Source organism: Burkholderia sp. CCA53 (assembly GCF_001685525.1).
Taxonomy (GTDB): Bacteria; Pseudomonadota; Gammaproteobacteria; order Burkholderiales; family Burkholderiaceae; genus Burkholderia; species Burkholderia multivorans.
This window is the reverse complement of record NZ_BDDJ01000001.1, coordinates 1,428,662-1,443,778: the sequence shown is the minus strand read 5'-3', so window position 1 is coordinate 1,443,778 and position 15,117 is coordinate 1,428,662. Positions and strand designations below refer to the sequence as shown.

General features: G+C 67.5%; 16 protein-coding genes and 1 tRNA gene. 11 read left to right on the top strand and 6 right to left on the bottom strand.

Annotation, left to right across the window (positions count from 1 at the left end):
- Positions 1-136: 136 nt before the first annotated feature.
- Both BCR55_RS06780 and BCR55_RS06775 read left to right on the top strand, forming a co-directional pair.
- Positions 137-1,213: a nitronate monooxygenase family protein gene (locus BCR55_RS06780; RefSeq protein ID WP_065494918.1), complete on the top strand. Its 1,077-nt coding sequence runs from the start codon at positions 137-139 to the stop codon at positions 1,211-1,213.
- A 416-nt stretch (positions 1,214-1,629) separates the two neighbouring features.
- A complete protein-coding gene (locus tag BCR55_RS06775) occupies positions 1,630-2,772 on the top strand; it encodes a branched-chain amino acid ABC transporter substrate-binding protein (protein ID WP_006401372.1) in 1,143 nt (380 codons plus the stop codon).
- Positions 2,773-2,851: 79 nt separating this feature from the next.
- Here the strand turns inward: BCR55_RS06775 and BCR55_RS06770 are convergent, their stop codons facing one another.
- A complete protein-coding gene (locus BCR55_RS06770) occupies positions 2,852-4,006 on the bottom strand; it encodes an MFS transporter (protein WP_244104647.1) in 1,155 nt (384 codons plus the stop codon).
- 280 nt (positions 4,007-4,286) lie between these two features.
- Here BCR55_RS06770 and BCR55_RS06765 point away from each other — a divergent pair, with 280 nt between their 5' ends.
- The 3 genes from BCR55_RS06765 to BCR55_RS06755 all read left to right on the top strand — a co-directional run bounded on the left by BCR55_RS06765 (position 4,287) and on the right by BCR55_RS06755 (position 6,982).
- Positions 4,287-4,946: a HugZ family protein gene (locus tag BCR55_RS06765; protein ID WP_065494362.1), complete on the top strand. Its 660-nt coding sequence runs from the start codon at positions 4,287-4,289 to the stop codon at positions 4,944-4,946.
- Positions 4,947-5,288: 342 nt separating this feature from the next.
- On the top strand, positions 5,289-5,582 hold the full coding sequence (locus tag BCR55_RS06760) for an H-NS family nucleoid-associated regulatory protein (RefSeq protein ID WP_006401369.1): 294 nt from the start codon (positions 5,289-5,291) through the stop codon (positions 5,580-5,582).
- A 245-nt stretch (positions 5,583-5,827) separates the two neighbouring features.
- Positions 5,828-6,982 (top strand): cation diffusion facilitator family transporter, encoded by a 1,155-nt coding sequence (locus tag BCR55_RS06755; protein WP_035489615.1) that lies wholly within the window; start codon positions 5,828-5,830, stop codon positions 6,980-6,982.
- A gap of 45 nt (positions 6,983-7,027) precedes the next feature.
- On the opposite strand, the gene BCR55_RS06750 is transcribed toward BCR55_RS06755, so the two are convergent.
- The 3 genes from BCR55_RS06750 to BCR55_RS06740 form a co-directional block, all read right to left on the bottom strand.
- On the bottom strand, positions 7,028-7,498 hold the full coding sequence (locus BCR55_RS06750; protein WP_006477376.1) for an Lrp/AsnC family transcriptional regulator: 471 nt from the start codon (positions 7,496-7,498) through the stop codon (positions 7,028-7,030).
- A gap of 79 nt (positions 7,499-7,577) precedes the next feature.
- On the bottom strand, positions 7,578-8,237 hold the full coding sequence (locus BCR55_RS06745; RefSeq protein WP_006401366.1) for a hypothetical protein: 660 nt from the start codon (positions 8,235-8,237) through the stop codon (positions 7,578-7,580).
- Positions 8,234-8,878, bottom strand: coding sequence for an MBL fold metallo-hydrolase (locus BCR55_RS06740; protein ID WP_006401365.1), 645 nt, complete (start codon positions 8,876-8,878; stop codon positions 8,234-8,236). Before BCR55_RS06740 ends, BCR55_RS06745 begins: the two co-directional genes overlap by 4 nt.
- 655 nt (positions 8,879-9,533) lie before the next feature.
- Here BCR55_RS06740 and BCR55_RS06735 point away from each other — a divergent pair.
- Positions 9,534-10,142, top strand: a complete 609-nt coding sequence (locus BCR55_RS06735) for a septal ring lytic transglycosylase RlpA family protein (protein WP_006401362.1) — start codon at positions 9,534-9,536, stop codon at positions 10,140-10,142.
- 81 nt (positions 10,143-10,223) lie between these two features.
- Here BCR55_RS06735 and rsmI read toward each other — a convergent pair whose 3' ends face one another.
- Positions 10,224-11,102, bottom strand: a complete 879-nt coding sequence (gene rsmI / locus BCR55_RS06730) for a 16S rRNA (cytidine(1402)-2'-O)-methyltransferase (RefSeq protein ID WP_059938212.1) — start codon at positions 11,100-11,102, stop codon at positions 10,224-10,226.
- Between the two features lie 46 nt (positions 11,103-11,148).
- Between rsmI and BCR55_RS06725 the strand changes: the two genes are divergently transcribed.
- The 5 genes from BCR55_RS06725 to BCR55_RS06705 all read left to right on the top strand — a co-directional run bounded on the left by BCR55_RS06725 (position 11,149) and on the right by BCR55_RS06705 (position 13,645).
- A complete protein-coding gene (locus BCR55_RS06725; protein ID WP_172488706.1) occupies positions 11,149-11,565 on the top strand; it encodes a YraN family protein in 417 nt (138 codons plus the stop codon).
- Between the two features lie 136 nt (positions 11,566-11,701).
- The gene (locus tag BCR55_RS06720; protein WP_006408247.1) at positions 11,702-12,286 is read left to right on the top strand and encodes an SIS domain-containing protein; all 585 of its coding nucleotides are present in this window, start codon (positions 11,702-11,704) and stop codon (positions 12,284-12,286) included.
- A 17-nt stretch (positions 12,287-12,303) separates the two neighbouring features.
- On the top strand, positions 12,304-13,101 hold the full coding sequence (locus tag BCR55_RS06715) for a BON domain-containing protein (RefSeq protein WP_006408248.1): 798 nt from the start codon (positions 12,304-12,306) through the stop codon (positions 13,099-13,101).
- Positions 13,102-13,112: 11 nt separating this feature from the next.
- On the top strand, positions 13,113-13,469 hold the full coding sequence (locus BCR55_RS06710; protein ID WP_006408249.1) for a c-type cytochrome: 357 nt from the start codon (positions 13,113-13,115) through the stop codon (positions 13,467-13,469).
- Between the two features lie 100 nt (positions 13,470-13,569).
- Positions 13,570-13,645: transfer RNA gene (locus tag BCR55_RS06705), tRNA-Ala, on the top strand.
- A gap of 59 nt (positions 13,646-13,704) precedes the next feature.
- Here BCR55_RS06705 and BCR55_RS06700 read toward each other — a convergent pair.
- Entirely contained in the window at positions 13,705-15,102 is a 1,398-nt protein-coding gene (locus tag BCR55_RS06700) for an enolase C-terminal domain-like protein (RefSeq protein WP_065494361.1), read from the bottom strand.
- Positions 15,103-15,117: the final 15 nt, after the last annotated feature.

The window sequence follows — 15,117 nt, the reverse complement described above, 5'->3', positions numbered from 1 at the left end:
CGTGCGCGTCGCGCGCTTCTCGCGCAGCGATCGATTCGATCTCGATTATTCATTTTTCGGCCGCGCGGTGCTTCGCTACAGTCGATGCACAGGCTTTTACAAAGCGCTTTCGCGCATCGTTTTCGAAGGATCCGCCATGTCCGCTCGTCCGTTTTCCACTCCGTTCGCCGAACGCTTCGGCTTGCGCGTGCCGCTCGTGCAGGCGCCGATGGTCGGCGCGACCACGGCCGCGATGGTCGCCGCCGCATCGAACGCCGGCGCGCTCGGCAGCCTCGGCGCCGGCGCATTCGACGCGGATCGCATCGCCGCCGAAGTCGACGCGATCCGCGCGGCGACCGATCGCCCGTTCGCCATCAACCTGTTCGTGCTGCCCGACACCGCAGCCGATGCGGCGACCGTCGCGCGTGCGCTCGCCGCGATCGATCCGCTGAACGCGGCGCTCGGCCTGCCGCCGGGCACCGCGCCCGCACGGTACGCGCCCGACTTCCGCGCGCAGCTCGATGCACTCGTCGCACTGCGTGTGCCGGTCGCGAGCTTCACGTTCGGCGTGCTCGACGCGGCCGACGTCGCGCGCCTGAAGGCTGCGGGCACGTACGTGATCGGCACGGCGACGCACGTCGCCGAAGGGCTCGCGTGGCAGGCGGCCGGCGCCGACGCGCTGTCCGCGCAGGGCGCCGAAGCGGGCGGCCATCGCGGCACGTTCATCGGCCCGGCCGAGCACGCGCTGATCGGCACGCTCGCGCTCGTGCCGCAGCTCGTTGATGCGACCGGGCTGCCGGTGCTCGCGGCGGGCGGCATCATGGACGGCCGCGGCATTGCCGCGGCGCTCGCGCTCGGCGCGCAGGCCGCGCAGCTCGGCACCGCGTTTCTGCCGTGCGCGGAAAGCGCGATCGCGGCGGACTGGAAGGCGCGGCTGCTCGCGTGCGACGACACGTCGACGCAGGTCACGCGCGCGATCACCGGGCGCCACGCACGCGGGCTGCGCAACGCGCTGATGACGCGCCTCGGCGAACGGCTCGACGACGTCGCGCCGTATCCCGTGCAGAACGCACTCACGCAGCCGCTGCGCCAGGCGGCCGCGCGCGCGAACGACGGCGACTACCTGTCGCTGTGGGCCGGGCAGGGCGCGGCGCTCGCACGCCGGCGCGGCGATGCGCTGACGACCGCGCAACTGGTCGATGCGCTCGCGGCCGAATGGCGCGCGGCAGCCTGAATGCGTTCGTATCGGACGCCGAAACGCGCGTGCCGTCACGCGCGTTTCATTCAATGAACGCGCGCACCCAATACCGATTCGAAAAGGCGCGGAAACGCTTTAAAAGTCCCTTTCAAAAGCCCTCGGGTAATTAGCGGAAACCCTTATCCGGCGGGGCTTCCAGCCGTTTTCGAGCGAGCCCTCCAGTGCGCTCGTGGCGGTAGTGTTACCACTAACTCAAAAAAGTCCCACAAATTAATTTGATCACCTACACTGCGCGCAAGCACGGGCGGGCAGCTGCTAAAAGCGGCTGTTTCACGTGCTTGAGGCCAAGTGCATGAACGATGCAACCGGCGAATCGTCCAGTGATGCAAACACAGGGATGGCAGCGGGGCACCGGGCGATGGCGTTTATTGGGACCGAAACTGGAGACTTACATGAATATCAAGATGCAAAAGCTGTTGCCGATCACCGCGGCGGCGATGCTGTGCGCTGCAGCCGCAAGCAACGCGTCCGCCGATCAAGTCGTCAAGATCGGCCACGTCGCGCCGTTGACGGGCGGCATTGCACACCTGGGCAAGGACAACGAAAACGGTGCACGTCTCGCAGTCGAGGAGATCAACGCGAAGGGACTGACGATCGGCGGCCAGAAGATCACGCTGCAGCTCGACCCGCAGGACGATGCGGCCGACCCGCGTCAGGCGACGCAGGTTGCGCAGAAGCTCGTCGACGACAAGGTCGTCGCGGTCGTCGGCCACCTGAACTCGGGCACGTCGATCCCGGCATCGAAGATCTACAGCGATGCGGGCATCGTGCAGATCTCGCCGTCGGCGACGAACCCCGCCTACACGCAGCAAGGCTTCAAGACGACGTATCGCGTCGTCGCGACCGACGCGCAGCAGGGCCCGGCACTCGCGAACTACGCGCATTCGAAGGGCATCAAGAGCGTCGCCGTGGTCGACGATTCGACGGCCTACGGCCAGGGCCTCGCGAACGAATTCGAGAAGAAGGCGAAGGCGCTCGGCCTGAAGGTGGTGTCGCACGACGCGACGAACGACAAGGCGGTCGACTTCCGCGCGATCCTGACGAAGATCAAGGGCGAAAACCCCGACGCGATCATGTACGGCGGCATGGACGCGACCGGCGGCCCGTTCGCGAAACAGGCGAAGCAGCTCGGCCTGCGCGCGAAGATCTTCGCGGGCGACGGCGTGTGCACGGAAAAGCTGGCCGACCTGGCCGGCGACGCGACCGACAACGTCGTGTGCTCGGAAGCCGGTGCATCGCTCGAGAAGATGCCGGGCGGCGCCGCGTTCAAGGCCAAGTACGAGAAGCGCTTCGGCCAGCCGATCCAGATCTATGCGCCGTTCACGTATGACGCCGTGTACATCATCGTCGACGCGATGAAGCGCGCGAACTCGACCGATCCGGCGAAGATCGTCGCGGCGATGCCGGCGACGAACTACACGGGCGTGATCGGCACGACGACCTTCGATTCGAAGGGCGACCTGCGGCACGGCGTGATTTCGCTGTACAACTACAAGAGCGGCAAGAAGACGCTGCTCGACGAAGTGAAGATGTAACGCGACAAGCGGTCAACAGCAGGGGTGAAAACGCGCATGCGGCGACGCATGCGCGTTTTCTTTTGTGCCGGCGCGCCGCTCAGATCTTCAGATGCGCGAGCACCTTCGGCGCCACGATCGCGACGAGCGCCGCGCAGAGCGCGACGACGGACAGGCCGATGGACAGATTCGCGGCCTGCGCGACCGCGCCGATCACGACCGGCCCGAACAGCAGTCCGAAGTACGCGAGGCCGGCGACGTGCGCGAGGCCTTCGGCCGCGTGGATGCCTTTCACGCGCGCGGCGGCGGCAAACAGCACGGGCATCATGTTCGCGAGGCCGAGCCCCATCAGCGTGAAGCCGATCAGCACGGCCGCCGCGTGCGGCACCAGCAGCGCGCCGATCATCCCCGCGCAGGCGAGCGACGCGCTCGCGAACACGAGCTGCGGCGCGCCGAATCGCGCGCGCACCGCGTCGCCCGCGAAGCGCGCGGCGGCCATCCCGCCGGAGAACGCCGCGTACGCGGCGCTCGCCGCACCGGGGCTCGCAGCGACGACGTCGCGCATGTAGACGGTCGCCCAGTCGTACATCGCGCCTTCGGCGATGAGCGCGACGAGCGCGATCCCGCCGAGCATCCACAGTGCGGGCGAGCGCCAGCGGTTGCCGCTGCCGTGCGCTTCGTCGTGATGCGGGACGTGCGGCAGCACGGCCGGGCTCGCCGCGACGAGTACGGCCGCACAGGTGGCGGCCGCGAGTGCGAGATGCACGGCCGGCGACATCCCGGCCGACAGCAGCGCGCCGCCGGCCGCGGCGCCCGCCATCCCGCCGATGCTGAACATCCCGTGCAGCGACGACATGATCGGCTTGCCGAGCGCGAGTTCGACCGCGCTCGCTTCCGCATTCATCGCGACGTCCAGCGTCGCCATCGAGAAGCCGAACAGCGCGAGCACGACGAGCAGCATCGGATAGTCGGGCACGACGAGGATCAGTGCCGCGCACGCGGACATCACGAGTCCGCCCGCGAGACACGCGACGCGCGAACCGACGCGCGCGATCCAGCGCGCGATCGTCAGCATCGCGGCGATCGATCCGCCGGCGACCGCGAACAGCGCGATCGACAGCAGCGCGGGGCTCAGCGCGAACTTGTCGCGCACGGTCGGCACGTGGACGCCCCAAGACGCGTACATCATGCCGGCAACGAAGAACAGCGCCATCGTCGCGGTGCGCGCACGCTGACGAACGGGAAGCGACAGCATGCGGTGCGCGTCGGGCGCGGCGGCGAGATCGGAGGAAGATGGGGACACGGAACGCTCGTTGGAAGTCTGAATGCGCCGGATGACGGGCGCTCGTCTGATTGGTCCGATTCTATCGAACCGCTTGCGCGCTTGCCGAGCGGCGCCGTCCCGCGCGATGCTGCACCGGTTTGGCGCATGACGGCCGGATGGGCCGACGGCCCATGCGCGGCACGCTCGGCCGCGAGTAACATCGGAGCGCAGGCGGCGCGCCGACGCGCCGCGCGTTCATCGTGGAGCCATCTTGAACATCGATCCCGCCCTCGCCCTGCATCTGCTGCACCGCTGCGCGCTCGGTACGCTCGCGACCCATGCGCGCGAGCCGCAGGGATTTCCGTATCCGACCGTCGTGCCGTTCGCCCCCGACGCCGGCCACCGGCCCGTGATTCTCGTCAGCGCGCTTGCCGAGCACACGCGCAACCTCGTCGCCGATCCGCGCGCGGGATTCCTGGTCGTCGATGCGCGCGACGGCGACGTGCTGAACGCCGAGCGCGCGACGCTGCTCGGCCGCTTCGTCCCGCTCGACGACGATCCGCACGTCGCCGCGCGCTACTGCCGCTACGAGCCGGACGCCGCGCGCTATCTGGCACTCGGCGACTTCACGTTCTGGGCGTTGGACGTCGAGCGGCTGCGCTATATCGGCGGCTTCGGCCGGATGGGCTGGGTCGACGGCACGGGCCTCGACACGCTGCCGCCGCTCTCGTTCGACGACGAGCAGGAACTGTGGGCCGCATACGAAGCCGGCGCCGAGCGTCGCGACGGGCTGGAGCTGCTCGGCGTGGACCGTTACGGCGCGGACTGGCGATACGACGGGCGCCGCATCCGGACGTCGTTCGACATGCCGCAGGCCGACTTGCGCGCCCTGCGCGAACGGCTGCTCGACTGCGCGCGAAATGCGGCGTGATGTCGCGGCGTGCCGGCTCGTACGCGGTGCAACGATTTTCCGAAATTGTCGCCGGATGAAAGTTTTGATTTTTACGCATGTCGGGTAATTGCGTATGTTGATAGACCGAATCGACAACCGGTAATGTCCTAATCTCGACACCGGTTCGTAACATTTTGAGAAAGTTCGTAGCCGGTCAAAATGACGGGCCTGAATTACAATCGACATCGGGATTTTCATGAATCCCTCTTCTCTCAATTCTTTTTTGTGCTAATCTCTGCCTTCAAAATCCGAGGCACATATATTTCATGAGTGGTGAGCCGGCTGCAGACCGGCGCCATTGGTCAGATCGAAAGGAAAACTATGTCTTCTTACAAGGACCTGCTGGCCCAGCGGGAGAAGCTGGAGAAGCAAATCGAAGAAGCGAAGGCGCGTGAATACGCCGAAGTACTCAACGACGTGAAGCAGAAAATCGCCGACTACGGCTTTTCGCTCGCGGAACTCGGCCTGAGCCGCGCGAAGGCCGGCAAGGTCGGCCGCCCGCGCGCCGGTGTGGCGGCAAAATATCGCGATCCGGAAACGGGCGCGACGTGGTCGGGCCGCGGCAAGCCGCCGCGCTGGATCGCCGGCAAGAATCGCGAACAGTTTGCGATTTAAACACGCGCTTACATCGCTCATTCAAGCAGAAGAGCCGCGTGCCGTTGAGGCGCGCGGCTCTTTTGTTTTCAAGGCGTCCGGCTGCGGCTGTCGTGATTTGTAACAAAAATGTCACAAAGCGACGTGAATGAAAATGCGATGCGTTCGCATAAGCAATTGATTTGAATGGGAAATTTCGTGTTATCGAGATATGGAGCGGGTCGCGTTTGATAGAATCACGTATCCACACCGATATCTCGTATTCCATGTCTACCTTTACCGGCGACGCGCAAAGTGCGGATAAGCACGCGGTCGCGCGCAAGAGTACCTTCGTCAGTATCGTGCTGAATGTCGTACTGGCGACATTTCAGATCGCGGTCGGCGTGATTGCACATTCGCAGGCATTGATTGCCGACGGCGTGCATTCGATTTCCGATTTGATCTCCGATTTTGTCGTGCTGGTTGCGAATCGGCACAGCGGCGCGGTGCCCGATGCCGACCACAATTACGGACACAGTCGCTACGAGACCGTCGCTTCGCTGTTTCTCGGCGCGATCCTGATCGCGGTCGGAATCGGCATGTTATGGCGCGGCGGCGAGCGCCTCGTGCATCTCGAGACCATTCCGCCCGTGCATTTTTCCGCGCTGCTCGTCGCGCTGACGGTACTCGTGTCGAAGGAAGCGCTGTTCCGCTACATGCTGCGCGAAGCGCGACGCGTGCGCTCCGCGATGCTCGTCGCCAACGCGTGGCATGCGCGTTCGGATGCCGCATCGTCGCTCGTCGTCGCGATCGGCATCGTCGGCAGCCTGTTCGGCTTCCGGCTGCTCGACCCGATCGCGGCCGCGATCGTCGGCTTCATGGTCGCGCGCATGGGCTGGACGTTCGGCTATGACGCGCTGCAGGATCTGTCCGATCGCGCGCTGAGCCTGGCGGAGACTGCCGAGATCCGCGCGCTGCTCGCGGCGACGCCCGGCGTGCGCGACGTGCACGATCTGCGCACGCGCAAGATGGGCGACGCGGCGCTCGTCGACGCGCATATCCTCGTCGATCCGATGATTTCCGTGTCCGAAGGCCACTACATCGCCGAAACGGCGCGTGCGCGCGTGCTGGCCGATCCGCGCGTGCTCGACGCGCTGATTCACGTCGATCCGGAGAACGACGCGGCACGCCGTCCGGCGCTCGCGCTGCCGCCTCGCGACGAAATCGCGACGCGGCTCGAAGCGGCGCTCGCGCAGCGCGGGCTGCGCGCCACCGCGATCAATCTGCATTACCTGAGTACGGGCCTCGAAATCGACGTGACGCTGCCCGCGGAGACAGGCTCCGACGCGGCGCTCGCCGACAAGCTCGACATCGACGCGCTGAAGCGCCAGTTCGGCGCGCGCCGGATCGGCTTCACGCGCGCGCTGCCGGCGCACGCATGAACGACGGGTCGCGCGGCGCGGCGCTGCGCGCGGCCCGCCCGCCGATCAAAGCGGCAACTGCGTGTCGAACTTGATTTCGCGCAGCACGACGCTCGTGCGGACCTGCGAGACGGCGGGAATCTTGAAGATGCGTTCGTGCAGGAACACGTCGTAGGCCTTGATGTCGGGCGCGACGATCTTGAGGATGTAGTCGGCTTCGCCGGTCGTGCTGTAGCACTCGGTGACTTCCGGGCAGGTCGCGATCTCGCGCTCGAACTGTTCGACGCCGCCCTCGTTGTGGCGCGTCAGATGCACGTGCGCGAGCGCGCAGACGTGCAGCCCGAGCTTCTCGCGATCGAGCAGCGCGGTGTAGCGCTGGATCACGCCCGACTGTTCCATGTCCTTGATGCGGCGCCAGCACGGCGTGCTCGACAGGCCGACCTGGTCGGAGATTTCCTGCACGGAGCGGCGCGCGTCGAGCTGCAACAGGCGAAGGATTTTTTGCGAAAAGGAATCGAGCGTCACCTGCGCCTCCATGCGGCAGCTACAACACGCTGAATGTTAGAGGGCCGCGAAAGGAAAGGCAATCTGACGTGCCGTCGGTGAGCGAGATTCCCTAATTTGTCCGTGGATCCGTGGGAGATCGTCCCGCGCCCGCGTCGTCGGACCGATCGGTGTCCGATACGGCGAGGCCCGCAAGCGCGGCCTGCTGGCGGCGCAGGTCGGCCAGCATGTTGCAGAACAGCGCGCCTTGCTCGATCGCATCGTCGAGCGCGACGTGCGTGTGCGGATGATCGTCGAACCAGTGCTTCGGAAAGCGCGGCTTGATCGCCTTGCGGTACGGCAGCCCCGTCATCGCGAACGCGAGCGTCTTGATGTCGAGCGCCGACCACGAGAACGGGCAGCGTCCCGCGAAGCGCATCATGTACCAGAACATGAACGTGAAGTCGAAGCCGGCGGGCATCGCGACGAACACCGGTTTGCCGGGCAGCGCCTCGACCCATTCGACGTACGCGACGAGCGCCGTTTCCGGCGCCTGCAGGTTCTGCCGGCACGCGGCCCAGGCGTCGGGCTCCGTCTTCCACCACGCTTCCTGCACGGGATGCGCGTGCGCGCCGGGCAGCGTCTCGAGGTTCGCCGAGAAGGTGGCGATCAGCTGTTTGTCTTCCGTATAGGCGGCCGACGCGAAGCTCAGCATCGAGTGCGGGCCGGGGATCGGGCCGTCCGCTTCGACGTCGGTGCTGACGTAGATTTCGGGAATCGCGGTCTGGTTCATCCGAACACCTTGTCCGACACGAACGGGTTCGTGCGGCGCTCGTCGCCGAACGTCGACACGGGGCCGTGGCCCGGCACGAACGTCACGTCGTCGCCGAGCGGCCACAGCTTCTCCTTGATCGAGCGGACGAGGTCCGCATGATTGCCGCGCGGAAAATCGGTGCGGCCGATCGAGCCGGCGAACAGCACGTCGCCGACGATCGCGACGCGATGCGCGCGACTGAAGAACACGACGTGGCCCGGCGTATGGCCCGGGCAGTGATAGACCTCGAGCGTTTCGTCGCCGAACTGCACGGTGTCGCCGTCGTTCAGCCAGCGATCGGGCTCGAACGCTTCCGCGGCCGGGAAGCCGAAGCGCTCGCTCTGCGTCGGCAGCTTCTCGATCCAGAAGCGCTCGTCTTCCTGCGGCCCTTCGATAGGCACGCCGTAGTGCGTCGCGAGCGTCTTCGCGCCCGCGCAGTGATCGATGTGCCCGTGCGTGAGCAGCACCTTGTCGACCTGCACGTTCTGCCGCGCGATCTCCTGTTCGATCCGTTCGAGGTCGCCGCCCGGATCGACGACGGCGGCGCGGCCCGTCTTCTCGCAGACGAGCAGCGAGCAATTCTGCTGGAACGGCGTGACCGGAATGAGCGTGACTTTCATGGAAGCACCGGCGGCTAAAAGGATCGATTGTACCGGTCGGGCGCGTGGGCTGCCGGCCGTGCGGCGGCGTGCAGGGCCGTTGTTCGGGCAATCCCGCAGCATCCCGATGGTTACCGCCATAGAGAGAATCAATGGTCCGCGCGAGGCGCTTTTCGAGACGCGATTTTGATTTATGTATAATGCGGCCCATTGCACGTGAATTTCACGCAATTCGCTGGTGTTCCGGCCCCGTCAGAGAGGGGCGTCGGGTTCACCGTCAAGCATCAGCCGCCGGGGGTTTCCGGCGGTGTATCCAGCACCGTGCATTCGGTGCTCACGTCTTGTCCGGCCGGGCGCTGCGCGCCCGCCTGCGGCCTTGCTGCCGCGCCGCCGGACGGGGCCTGTGCCGCCGTTCCTGTGCGTCATCGTATCGACGCGCGCGAACGTGAAAGCCATGTTCGATGGCGGCATGTGGGGTCTGGTCAGGCTGCCGGGGACAGGTTGCGCCAGACGTGAAAGCTAATCAGGACGGTTGCGGCACAGACGAAAGCCGCGCCCATGCAAGCCGCCCGCTCGCGCTCGAGCGGGACGTGCACGCATTTGCCGTCCGGGCCGCGTATCCGCGTCGCGAAACAGCGTCAGGAACAGGCGGCCCGAACCAGAAGGCGACACGTCGATGAATTTACGACTTCCGAATCGATTCGGGACCATTGCTTTATTTTTTGCGCTCGCGGGCTGTGCGGTGCCACCCAGCCAGACCACCGGGAGCGCGTCGCAGAAGAACGCGGTCGACAAGACGGCCGCGGCCGCGAAAGCGGACGATCAGCAACCGCTCAATTTCGATTCCGCGCTGGCATCGATGCCGGCCACCGGCAGCGACGACGCGAAGAAATCGTCGCTGGCCGACGCCGAGCCGATCGACGGCAAGGACGTCTCCGATTTCCGCCAGACCGGGCGCGCATCGTGGTACGGGAAGGGCTTCCACGGCCGCCGCACGGCGAACGGCGAGCGCTTCAACATGAACGCGTTCACGGCCGCACACCGGACGCTGCCGCTGTCGTCGTACATCAAGGTGACCAACGCGTCGAACGGCAAGTGGGTCGTCGTGAAGGTCAACGATCGCGGGCCGTTCAAGCGCGGCCGCGTGCTCGACCTGTCGTATGCGGCCGCGAAGGTGATCGGCCTCGTGCACGCCGGCACCGGCCGCGTGAAGATCGAAGGGCTCTCGCCGCAAGAAGCGCGCGAGGCGCGCGACGAGATGCTCGCGTCGATCTCGTCGAAGTAACGTCGCGGAGCGTTTCCGCATGCAGAAGGGCTGCCGTCGGCAGCCCTTCGTCATTGATGCGCGGTGCGTGTGCGCCCGCCGTCAACCTTCCTTCAGCGCCAGTGCGCGCGCATAGAGCGCGTTGCGCGACGCGCCCGTCAGCGCAGCCGCGAGTTTCGCCGCGCTCTTCACCGGCACTTCTTCCAGCAGCAGCTTGAGCAGCGCGTCGTGCGCGGTGTCGTCCGCGTCGTCGCGCGCGGCCGGCGCGCCTTCGACGACCAGCACGAATTCGCCGCGTTGCCGGTTCGCATCGCCGGCGAGCCAGCTCTGTCCTTCGGCCAGCGTGCCGGCGAACAGCTGCTCGTGTAGCTTCGTCAGTTCGCGCGCGATCAGGAGCCGGCGCGCGGGGCCGAACGCGCCGGCGAGCGCGTCGACCGTTTCCGCGATCCGGTGCGGCGCTTCGTAAAACACCAGCGCGTACGGATGCGACGCGAGCGCCTGCAGTGCGGCCGCGCGCTGCTTCGCCTTCGGCGGCAGGAAGCCTGCAAACGTGAACGCGCCGACCCAGTCGCCGGCCACGCTGAGCGCCGTCACGGCCGCGCTCGCGCCGGGCAGCGGAATCACCGCGAAACCGGCGGCGCGCACCGCGTCGACGAGCCGCGCGCCGGGGTCCGAGATGCCGGGCGTGCCGGCGTCCGATACGTACGCGACGCGCTCGCCGGCGCGCAGCAGCTCGATCACGCGCAGCGCGGCTTCGCGCTCGTTGTGTTCGTGCACGGCGACGAGCGGCTTCGAGATGCCGTAACGCGCGAGCAGCTGGCCCGTGTTGCGTGTGTCTTCGGCGGCGATGCGGTCGACGAGGCCGAGCACGTGCAGCGCGCGCAGCGTGATGTCGGCGACGTTGCCGATTGGCGTCGCGACGACGTAGAGGGCGGCTTCCGGGTAGTGCTGCGTGTGCGCGAGTTCGAGGAGGGCAGTCATGGCAGGCAATGCGCGCGATCGCCGCGCAAGCGGAACAAGGACGGCATTGTGCCACGCGCGCGCCGCGCGGCCGGACGACGCGTGCGCGGCCGACAACTTTTCCTGCGCGGCGCGATCCAAGCCGATCGGCGCCGCGTTCGAGTTGCGCGCGCGGCAGTTCCTCGCGCGCCGCGGGCTCGCGTTCGTCGCGGCGAACGTGACGATGCGCGGCGGCGAACTCGATCTCGTGATGCGCGACGCCGACGGCACGCTCGTGTTCGTCGAAGTGCGCGCGCGACGCAGTACGCGCCACGGCGGCGCGGCCGCGAGCGTCGGTGCGCGCAAGCGGCAGCGGCTCGTCGCCGCGGCGCTGCGCTTCTGGGCGCATCACGATCCGGCGGCCGCGTGCCGCTTCGACGTGATCGCGTTCGAGGCCGGGCGGCTCGTCTGGCTACGCGATGCATTTCGTGCCGACGATGCGTAGCCGCCAGCTGTGACGAGATGTAAAGAGTTCTTGCCGGACCGCGGGACACGGTGCCGGAGTACGGTAAACTCGCCGCACTCACGATGTGTCGCGCGACGCGCCGAAGCGTGCTGCGCGCCCAGTTCACCAGGAATCGATGTCAGTCGAACGTATTCAGCAACATTTCCGCGACAGTGCCGCGCTTCATGCGGAAGCCGCCGACACGCTGTCGCTGCCGATCGCAGCCGCGGTCGACGCGATGTTCGCCGCACTGGCGAACGGCAACAAGATCGTCGCATGCGGCGACGGCCCGTCGGCCGCCGCAGCGCACTACCTCGCCGTGTCGCTGGTCGGCGGCTTCGAGCGCGAGCGTCCGGGCCTGCCCGCGATCGCGCTCGGCACCGATGCGTCGCAGGCCGGCCTCGCCGGCGCGGCGGCCGCCGATCAACTGTTCGCGCAACAGGTGCGCGTGCTCGGCCAGACCGGCGACATCCTGCTGGTGCTCGATTCGGGCGGCGCCTCGCCGCGCGTGCTCGCGGCGATCGACGAAGCGCACGAGCGCGAGATGACCGTCGTCGCGTTGACGGGCGGCAGCGGCCATGCAGTCGCGGCCGCGCTGTCCGACACCGATATTGCGATCAGCGTGCCCGCCGTCCGGGCGGCGCGCATTCACGAAGTCCATCTGCTGACCATCCACTGCCTGTGCGACGGCATCGACGCGATGCTGCTGGGTGAGGATTGAACGAAGGAGAGCCGTCGATGAATCAAAGCCGCGTCAAACAGACGCTCGTCAGAACCACGCTGCTCGCCGCGCTGACGGCGGGCCTCGCCGTGTCGCTGCAGGGCTGCGTGCTCGGGGTGGTCGGTGCGGCAGCCGGCGGCGGCGCGCTGATCGCGACCGACCGCCGCACGCTCGGCGCGCAGACCGAAGATCGCGAGATCCAGGTCAAGGCGCTCACGCAGATCAACAACGGGCTGCCCGATCAGTCGCACGTGAACGTGACGGTGTTCAACCGCCGCGTGCTGCTGACCGGCGAAGTGCCGAACGATGCATCGAAGCAGCGCGCCGAGGAGATCGTGCGCGGCATCAACAACGTGAACGGGATCGTCAACGAGCTGTCGGTCGAGCCGGCGGCGTCGCTGTCGTCGCGCGCGAACGACTCGTATCTCGAAGGGCGCGTGAAGTCCGAGCTGATCGCGACGAAGGGCATCTCGGCGAACAACTACAAGGTCGTCAGCGAGCGCGGCAACATCTATCTGATGGGCCTCGTGACGGTCGACGAAGGCAATCGCGGCGCCGAGGCGGCGAGCCAGGTGCCCGGTGTCGAGAAGGTCGTGAAGGTATTCCAGTACATCAAGCCGCAGGATGCGCAGGCGCTGCAGGCCGCGGCGCCGAGCGACGCGTCGGGCACGCAGGCCGCGGCCGCGCCGGCCGACGCGGCGACCGTCGGCGCGGTGCCCGATGCGTCGGTGCAGTCCACGCCGCTGCAGCCGCCCGCGCCGATCTCGAATTCGTCGGGCGTGCATCCGGGCAACCCGAAGGCGACGCCGCAATGAGGGCTGCGCCGATGAAGTCGTTCAGGCAGGTGGCACGCCGCATCGTGCAGGGCGCCGTGGCGGCGTCGCTCGTCGGTGCGTGGGGCGCGAGCGCGCACGCGCAGGTCGGCGACGGGCTCAGGGTCGCGCGCAGCAACGCCTGCCTGGGCTGTCACGCGGTCGACCGGAAGCTCGTCGGCCCGTCGTTCAAGGACATCGCCGCGCGCTACAAGGGCGATCCGCAGGCCGTCGCGAAGCTGTCGAAGAAGGTGAAGGACGGCGGCTCGGGCGTCTGGGGCGCGATTCCGATGCCTGCGCACCCGCGGATGAGCGATGCCGATCTGCGCTCGGTCGTCGAATGGGTGCTGGCCGGCGCGCCGCAAAAGTAACGTTCGGCGGGCCGCCGCGCGCGATCTTGCGCGGGCGCAAGCGCTTGGGGGCAACCCTATTGCCAAGCGCGGAAATGCGTGTGTATGATGACGGTTTGTTGGGGCGGTAGCTCAGCTGGGAGAGCGTCGCGTTCGCAATGCGAAGGTCGGGAGTTCGATCCTCCTCCGCTCCACCAACGAATTCGAAGGGCTCGATCGCAAGATCGAGCCCTTTTTGTTTATGCGCGCCGGCGCCCTAGCGCCGCCCGAAGCTCGGCCGCTTCGGATCGTAGGTCCACCCCGGCACGAGATACCGCATCGCAACCGCATCGTCGCGCGCGGTGCCGCCCACCTGCCGGTACAGCGCATGCGCGGCCTCGACCTGCTCGAGGTCCAGCTCGATCCCGAGCCCCGGCCGCTCCGGCACGGCGACCTTGCCGCCGACGATTTCGAGCGGTTCGCGCGTGAGCCGCGCATCGCCTTCCTGCCAGATCCAGTGCGTGTCGATCGCGGTGATCGTGCCCGGCGCCGCGGCTGCCGCCTGCGTGAACATCGCGAGCGACACGTCGAAGTGATTGTTCGAGTGCGAGCCCCACGTGAGCCCCCAGTCGCGGCACAGCTGCGCGAGCCGCACCGAGCCCTGCATCGTCCAGAAGTGCGGGTCGGCGAGCGGAATGTCGACGGCCTGCAGCCGCACCGCATGATCCATCTGCCGCCAGTCGGTCGCGATCATGTTGGTCGCGGTCGGAATGCCGGTCGCGCGGCGGAATTCGGCCATCACCTCGCGTCCCGAATAGCCGGCTTCCGGCCCGCACGGATCTTCCGCATACGCGAGCAGGTGGCCTTGCCCGCGGCACAGCGCGATCGCTTTGTCGAGCGACCAGGCGCCGTTCGGATCGAGCGTCACGCGCGCGTCGGGAAAGCGCGCCTTGATCGCCGCGATCGCTTCCATCTCGTCGGCGCCGTCCATCACACCGCCCTTCAGCTTGAAATCGGCGAATCCATAGCGTTCGACCGCGGCCTCCGCCTGCCGCGCGATCGCGGCCGGCGTCAGCGCCTCGTCGTTGCGCAGCCGGAACCAGGGCTCGCTCGCGTGCGCCTCGTCGCGGTACGGCAGATCGGTGCGGCGCCGGTCGCCGATATAGAACAGATACGCGAGCATCGGCACCGCGTCGCGCTGCTGACCTTCGCCGAGCAGCGCGGCAACCGGCACGTCGAGATACTGGCCGAGCAGGTCGAGCAGCGCGGCCTCGATCGCCGTGATCACGTTGTCGAGCCGCAGGTTGATCTCGTGCGGCTGGCGCAGCACCGCGGCTTCGCCGGCCGACGTGACCTCGTGCCGGATCGTGCGCCCCGCGCCCGCGGCCGGGCCGGACAGCGCCGCGCGCACCGCGTTCAGCGTCGCCTGGTAGCGGCCGATCGGCTGGCCGACGACGAGATCGATCATGCGCTCGAGCGCGTGCCGGATGCCTTCGCCGCCCGGCACTTCGCCGACGCCGGTGCGTCCGCTGCTGTCGTCGAGTATCACGAGGTTGCGCGTGAAATACGGTGCGTGCGCGCCGCAGAGATTGAGCAGCATGCTGTCGCGACCGGCGACGGGAATCACCTGCATCCGCGTGACGCGCGGCGTGCCGGCATGACGGGCTTCGGACATCGTTCGGGGTTCCTC

What these genes read in the sequence shown, in the direction of transcription:
- BCR55_RS06780 (WP_065494918.1), top strand. Translation starts at nt 137, where the DNA reads ATGTCCGCTCGTCCGTTTTCCACTCCGTTCGCCGAACGCTTCGGCTTG.
- BCR55_RS06775 (WP_006401372.1), top strand. Translation starts at nt 1,630, where the DNA reads ATGAATATCAAGATGCAAAAGCTGTTGCCGATCACCGCGGCGGCGATG.
- BCR55_RS06770 (WP_244104647.1), bottom strand. Translation starts at nt 4,006, where the DNA reads ATGCTGTCGCTTCCCGTTCGTCAGCGTGCGCGCACCGCGACGATGGCG.
- BCR55_RS06760 (WP_006401369.1), top strand. Translation starts at nt 5,289, where the DNA reads ATGTCTTCTTACAAGGACCTGCTGGCCCAGCGGGAGAAGCTGGAGAAG.
- BCR55_RS06755 (WP_035489615.1), top strand. Translation starts at nt 5,828, where the DNA reads ATGTCTACCTTTACCGGCGACGCGCAAAGTGCGGATAAGCACGCGGTC.
- BCR55_RS06750 (WP_006477376.1), bottom strand. Translation starts at nt 7,498, where the DNA reads ATGGAGGCGCAGGTGACGCTCGATTCCTTTTCGCAAAAAATCCTTCGC.
- BCR55_RS06745 (WP_006401366.1), bottom strand. Translation starts at nt 8,237, where the DNA reads ATGAACCAGACCGCGATTCCCGAAATCTACGTCAGCACCGACGTCGAA.
- BCR55_RS06740 (WP_006401365.1), bottom strand. Translation starts at nt 8,878, where the DNA reads ATGAAAGTCACGCTCATTCCGGTCACGCCGTTCCAGCAGAATTGCTCG.
- BCR55_RS06735 (WP_006401362.1), top strand. Translation starts at nt 9,534, where the DNA reads ATGAATTTACGACTTCCGAATCGATTCGGGACCATTGCTTTATTTTTT.
- rsmI (WP_059938212.1), bottom strand. Translation starts at nt 11,102, where the DNA reads ATGACTGCCCTCCTCGAACTCGCGCACACGCAGCACTACCCGGAAGCC.
- BCR55_RS06720 (WP_006408247.1), top strand. Translation starts at nt 11,702, where the DNA reads ATGTCAGTCGAACGTATTCAGCAACATTTCCGCGACAGTGCCGCGCTT.
- BCR55_RS06715 (WP_006408248.1), top strand. Translation starts at nt 12,304, where the DNA reads ATGAATCAAAGCCGCGTCAAACAGACGCTCGTCAGAACCACGCTGCTC.
- BCR55_RS06710 (WP_006408249.1), top strand. Translation starts at nt 13,113, where the DNA reads ATGAAGTCGTTCAGGCAGGTGGCACGCCGCATCGTGCAGGGCGCCGTG.
- BCR55_RS06700 (WP_065494361.1), bottom strand. Translation starts at nt 15,102, where the DNA reads ATGTCCGAAGCCCGTCATGCCGGCACGCCGCGCGTCACGCGGATGCAG.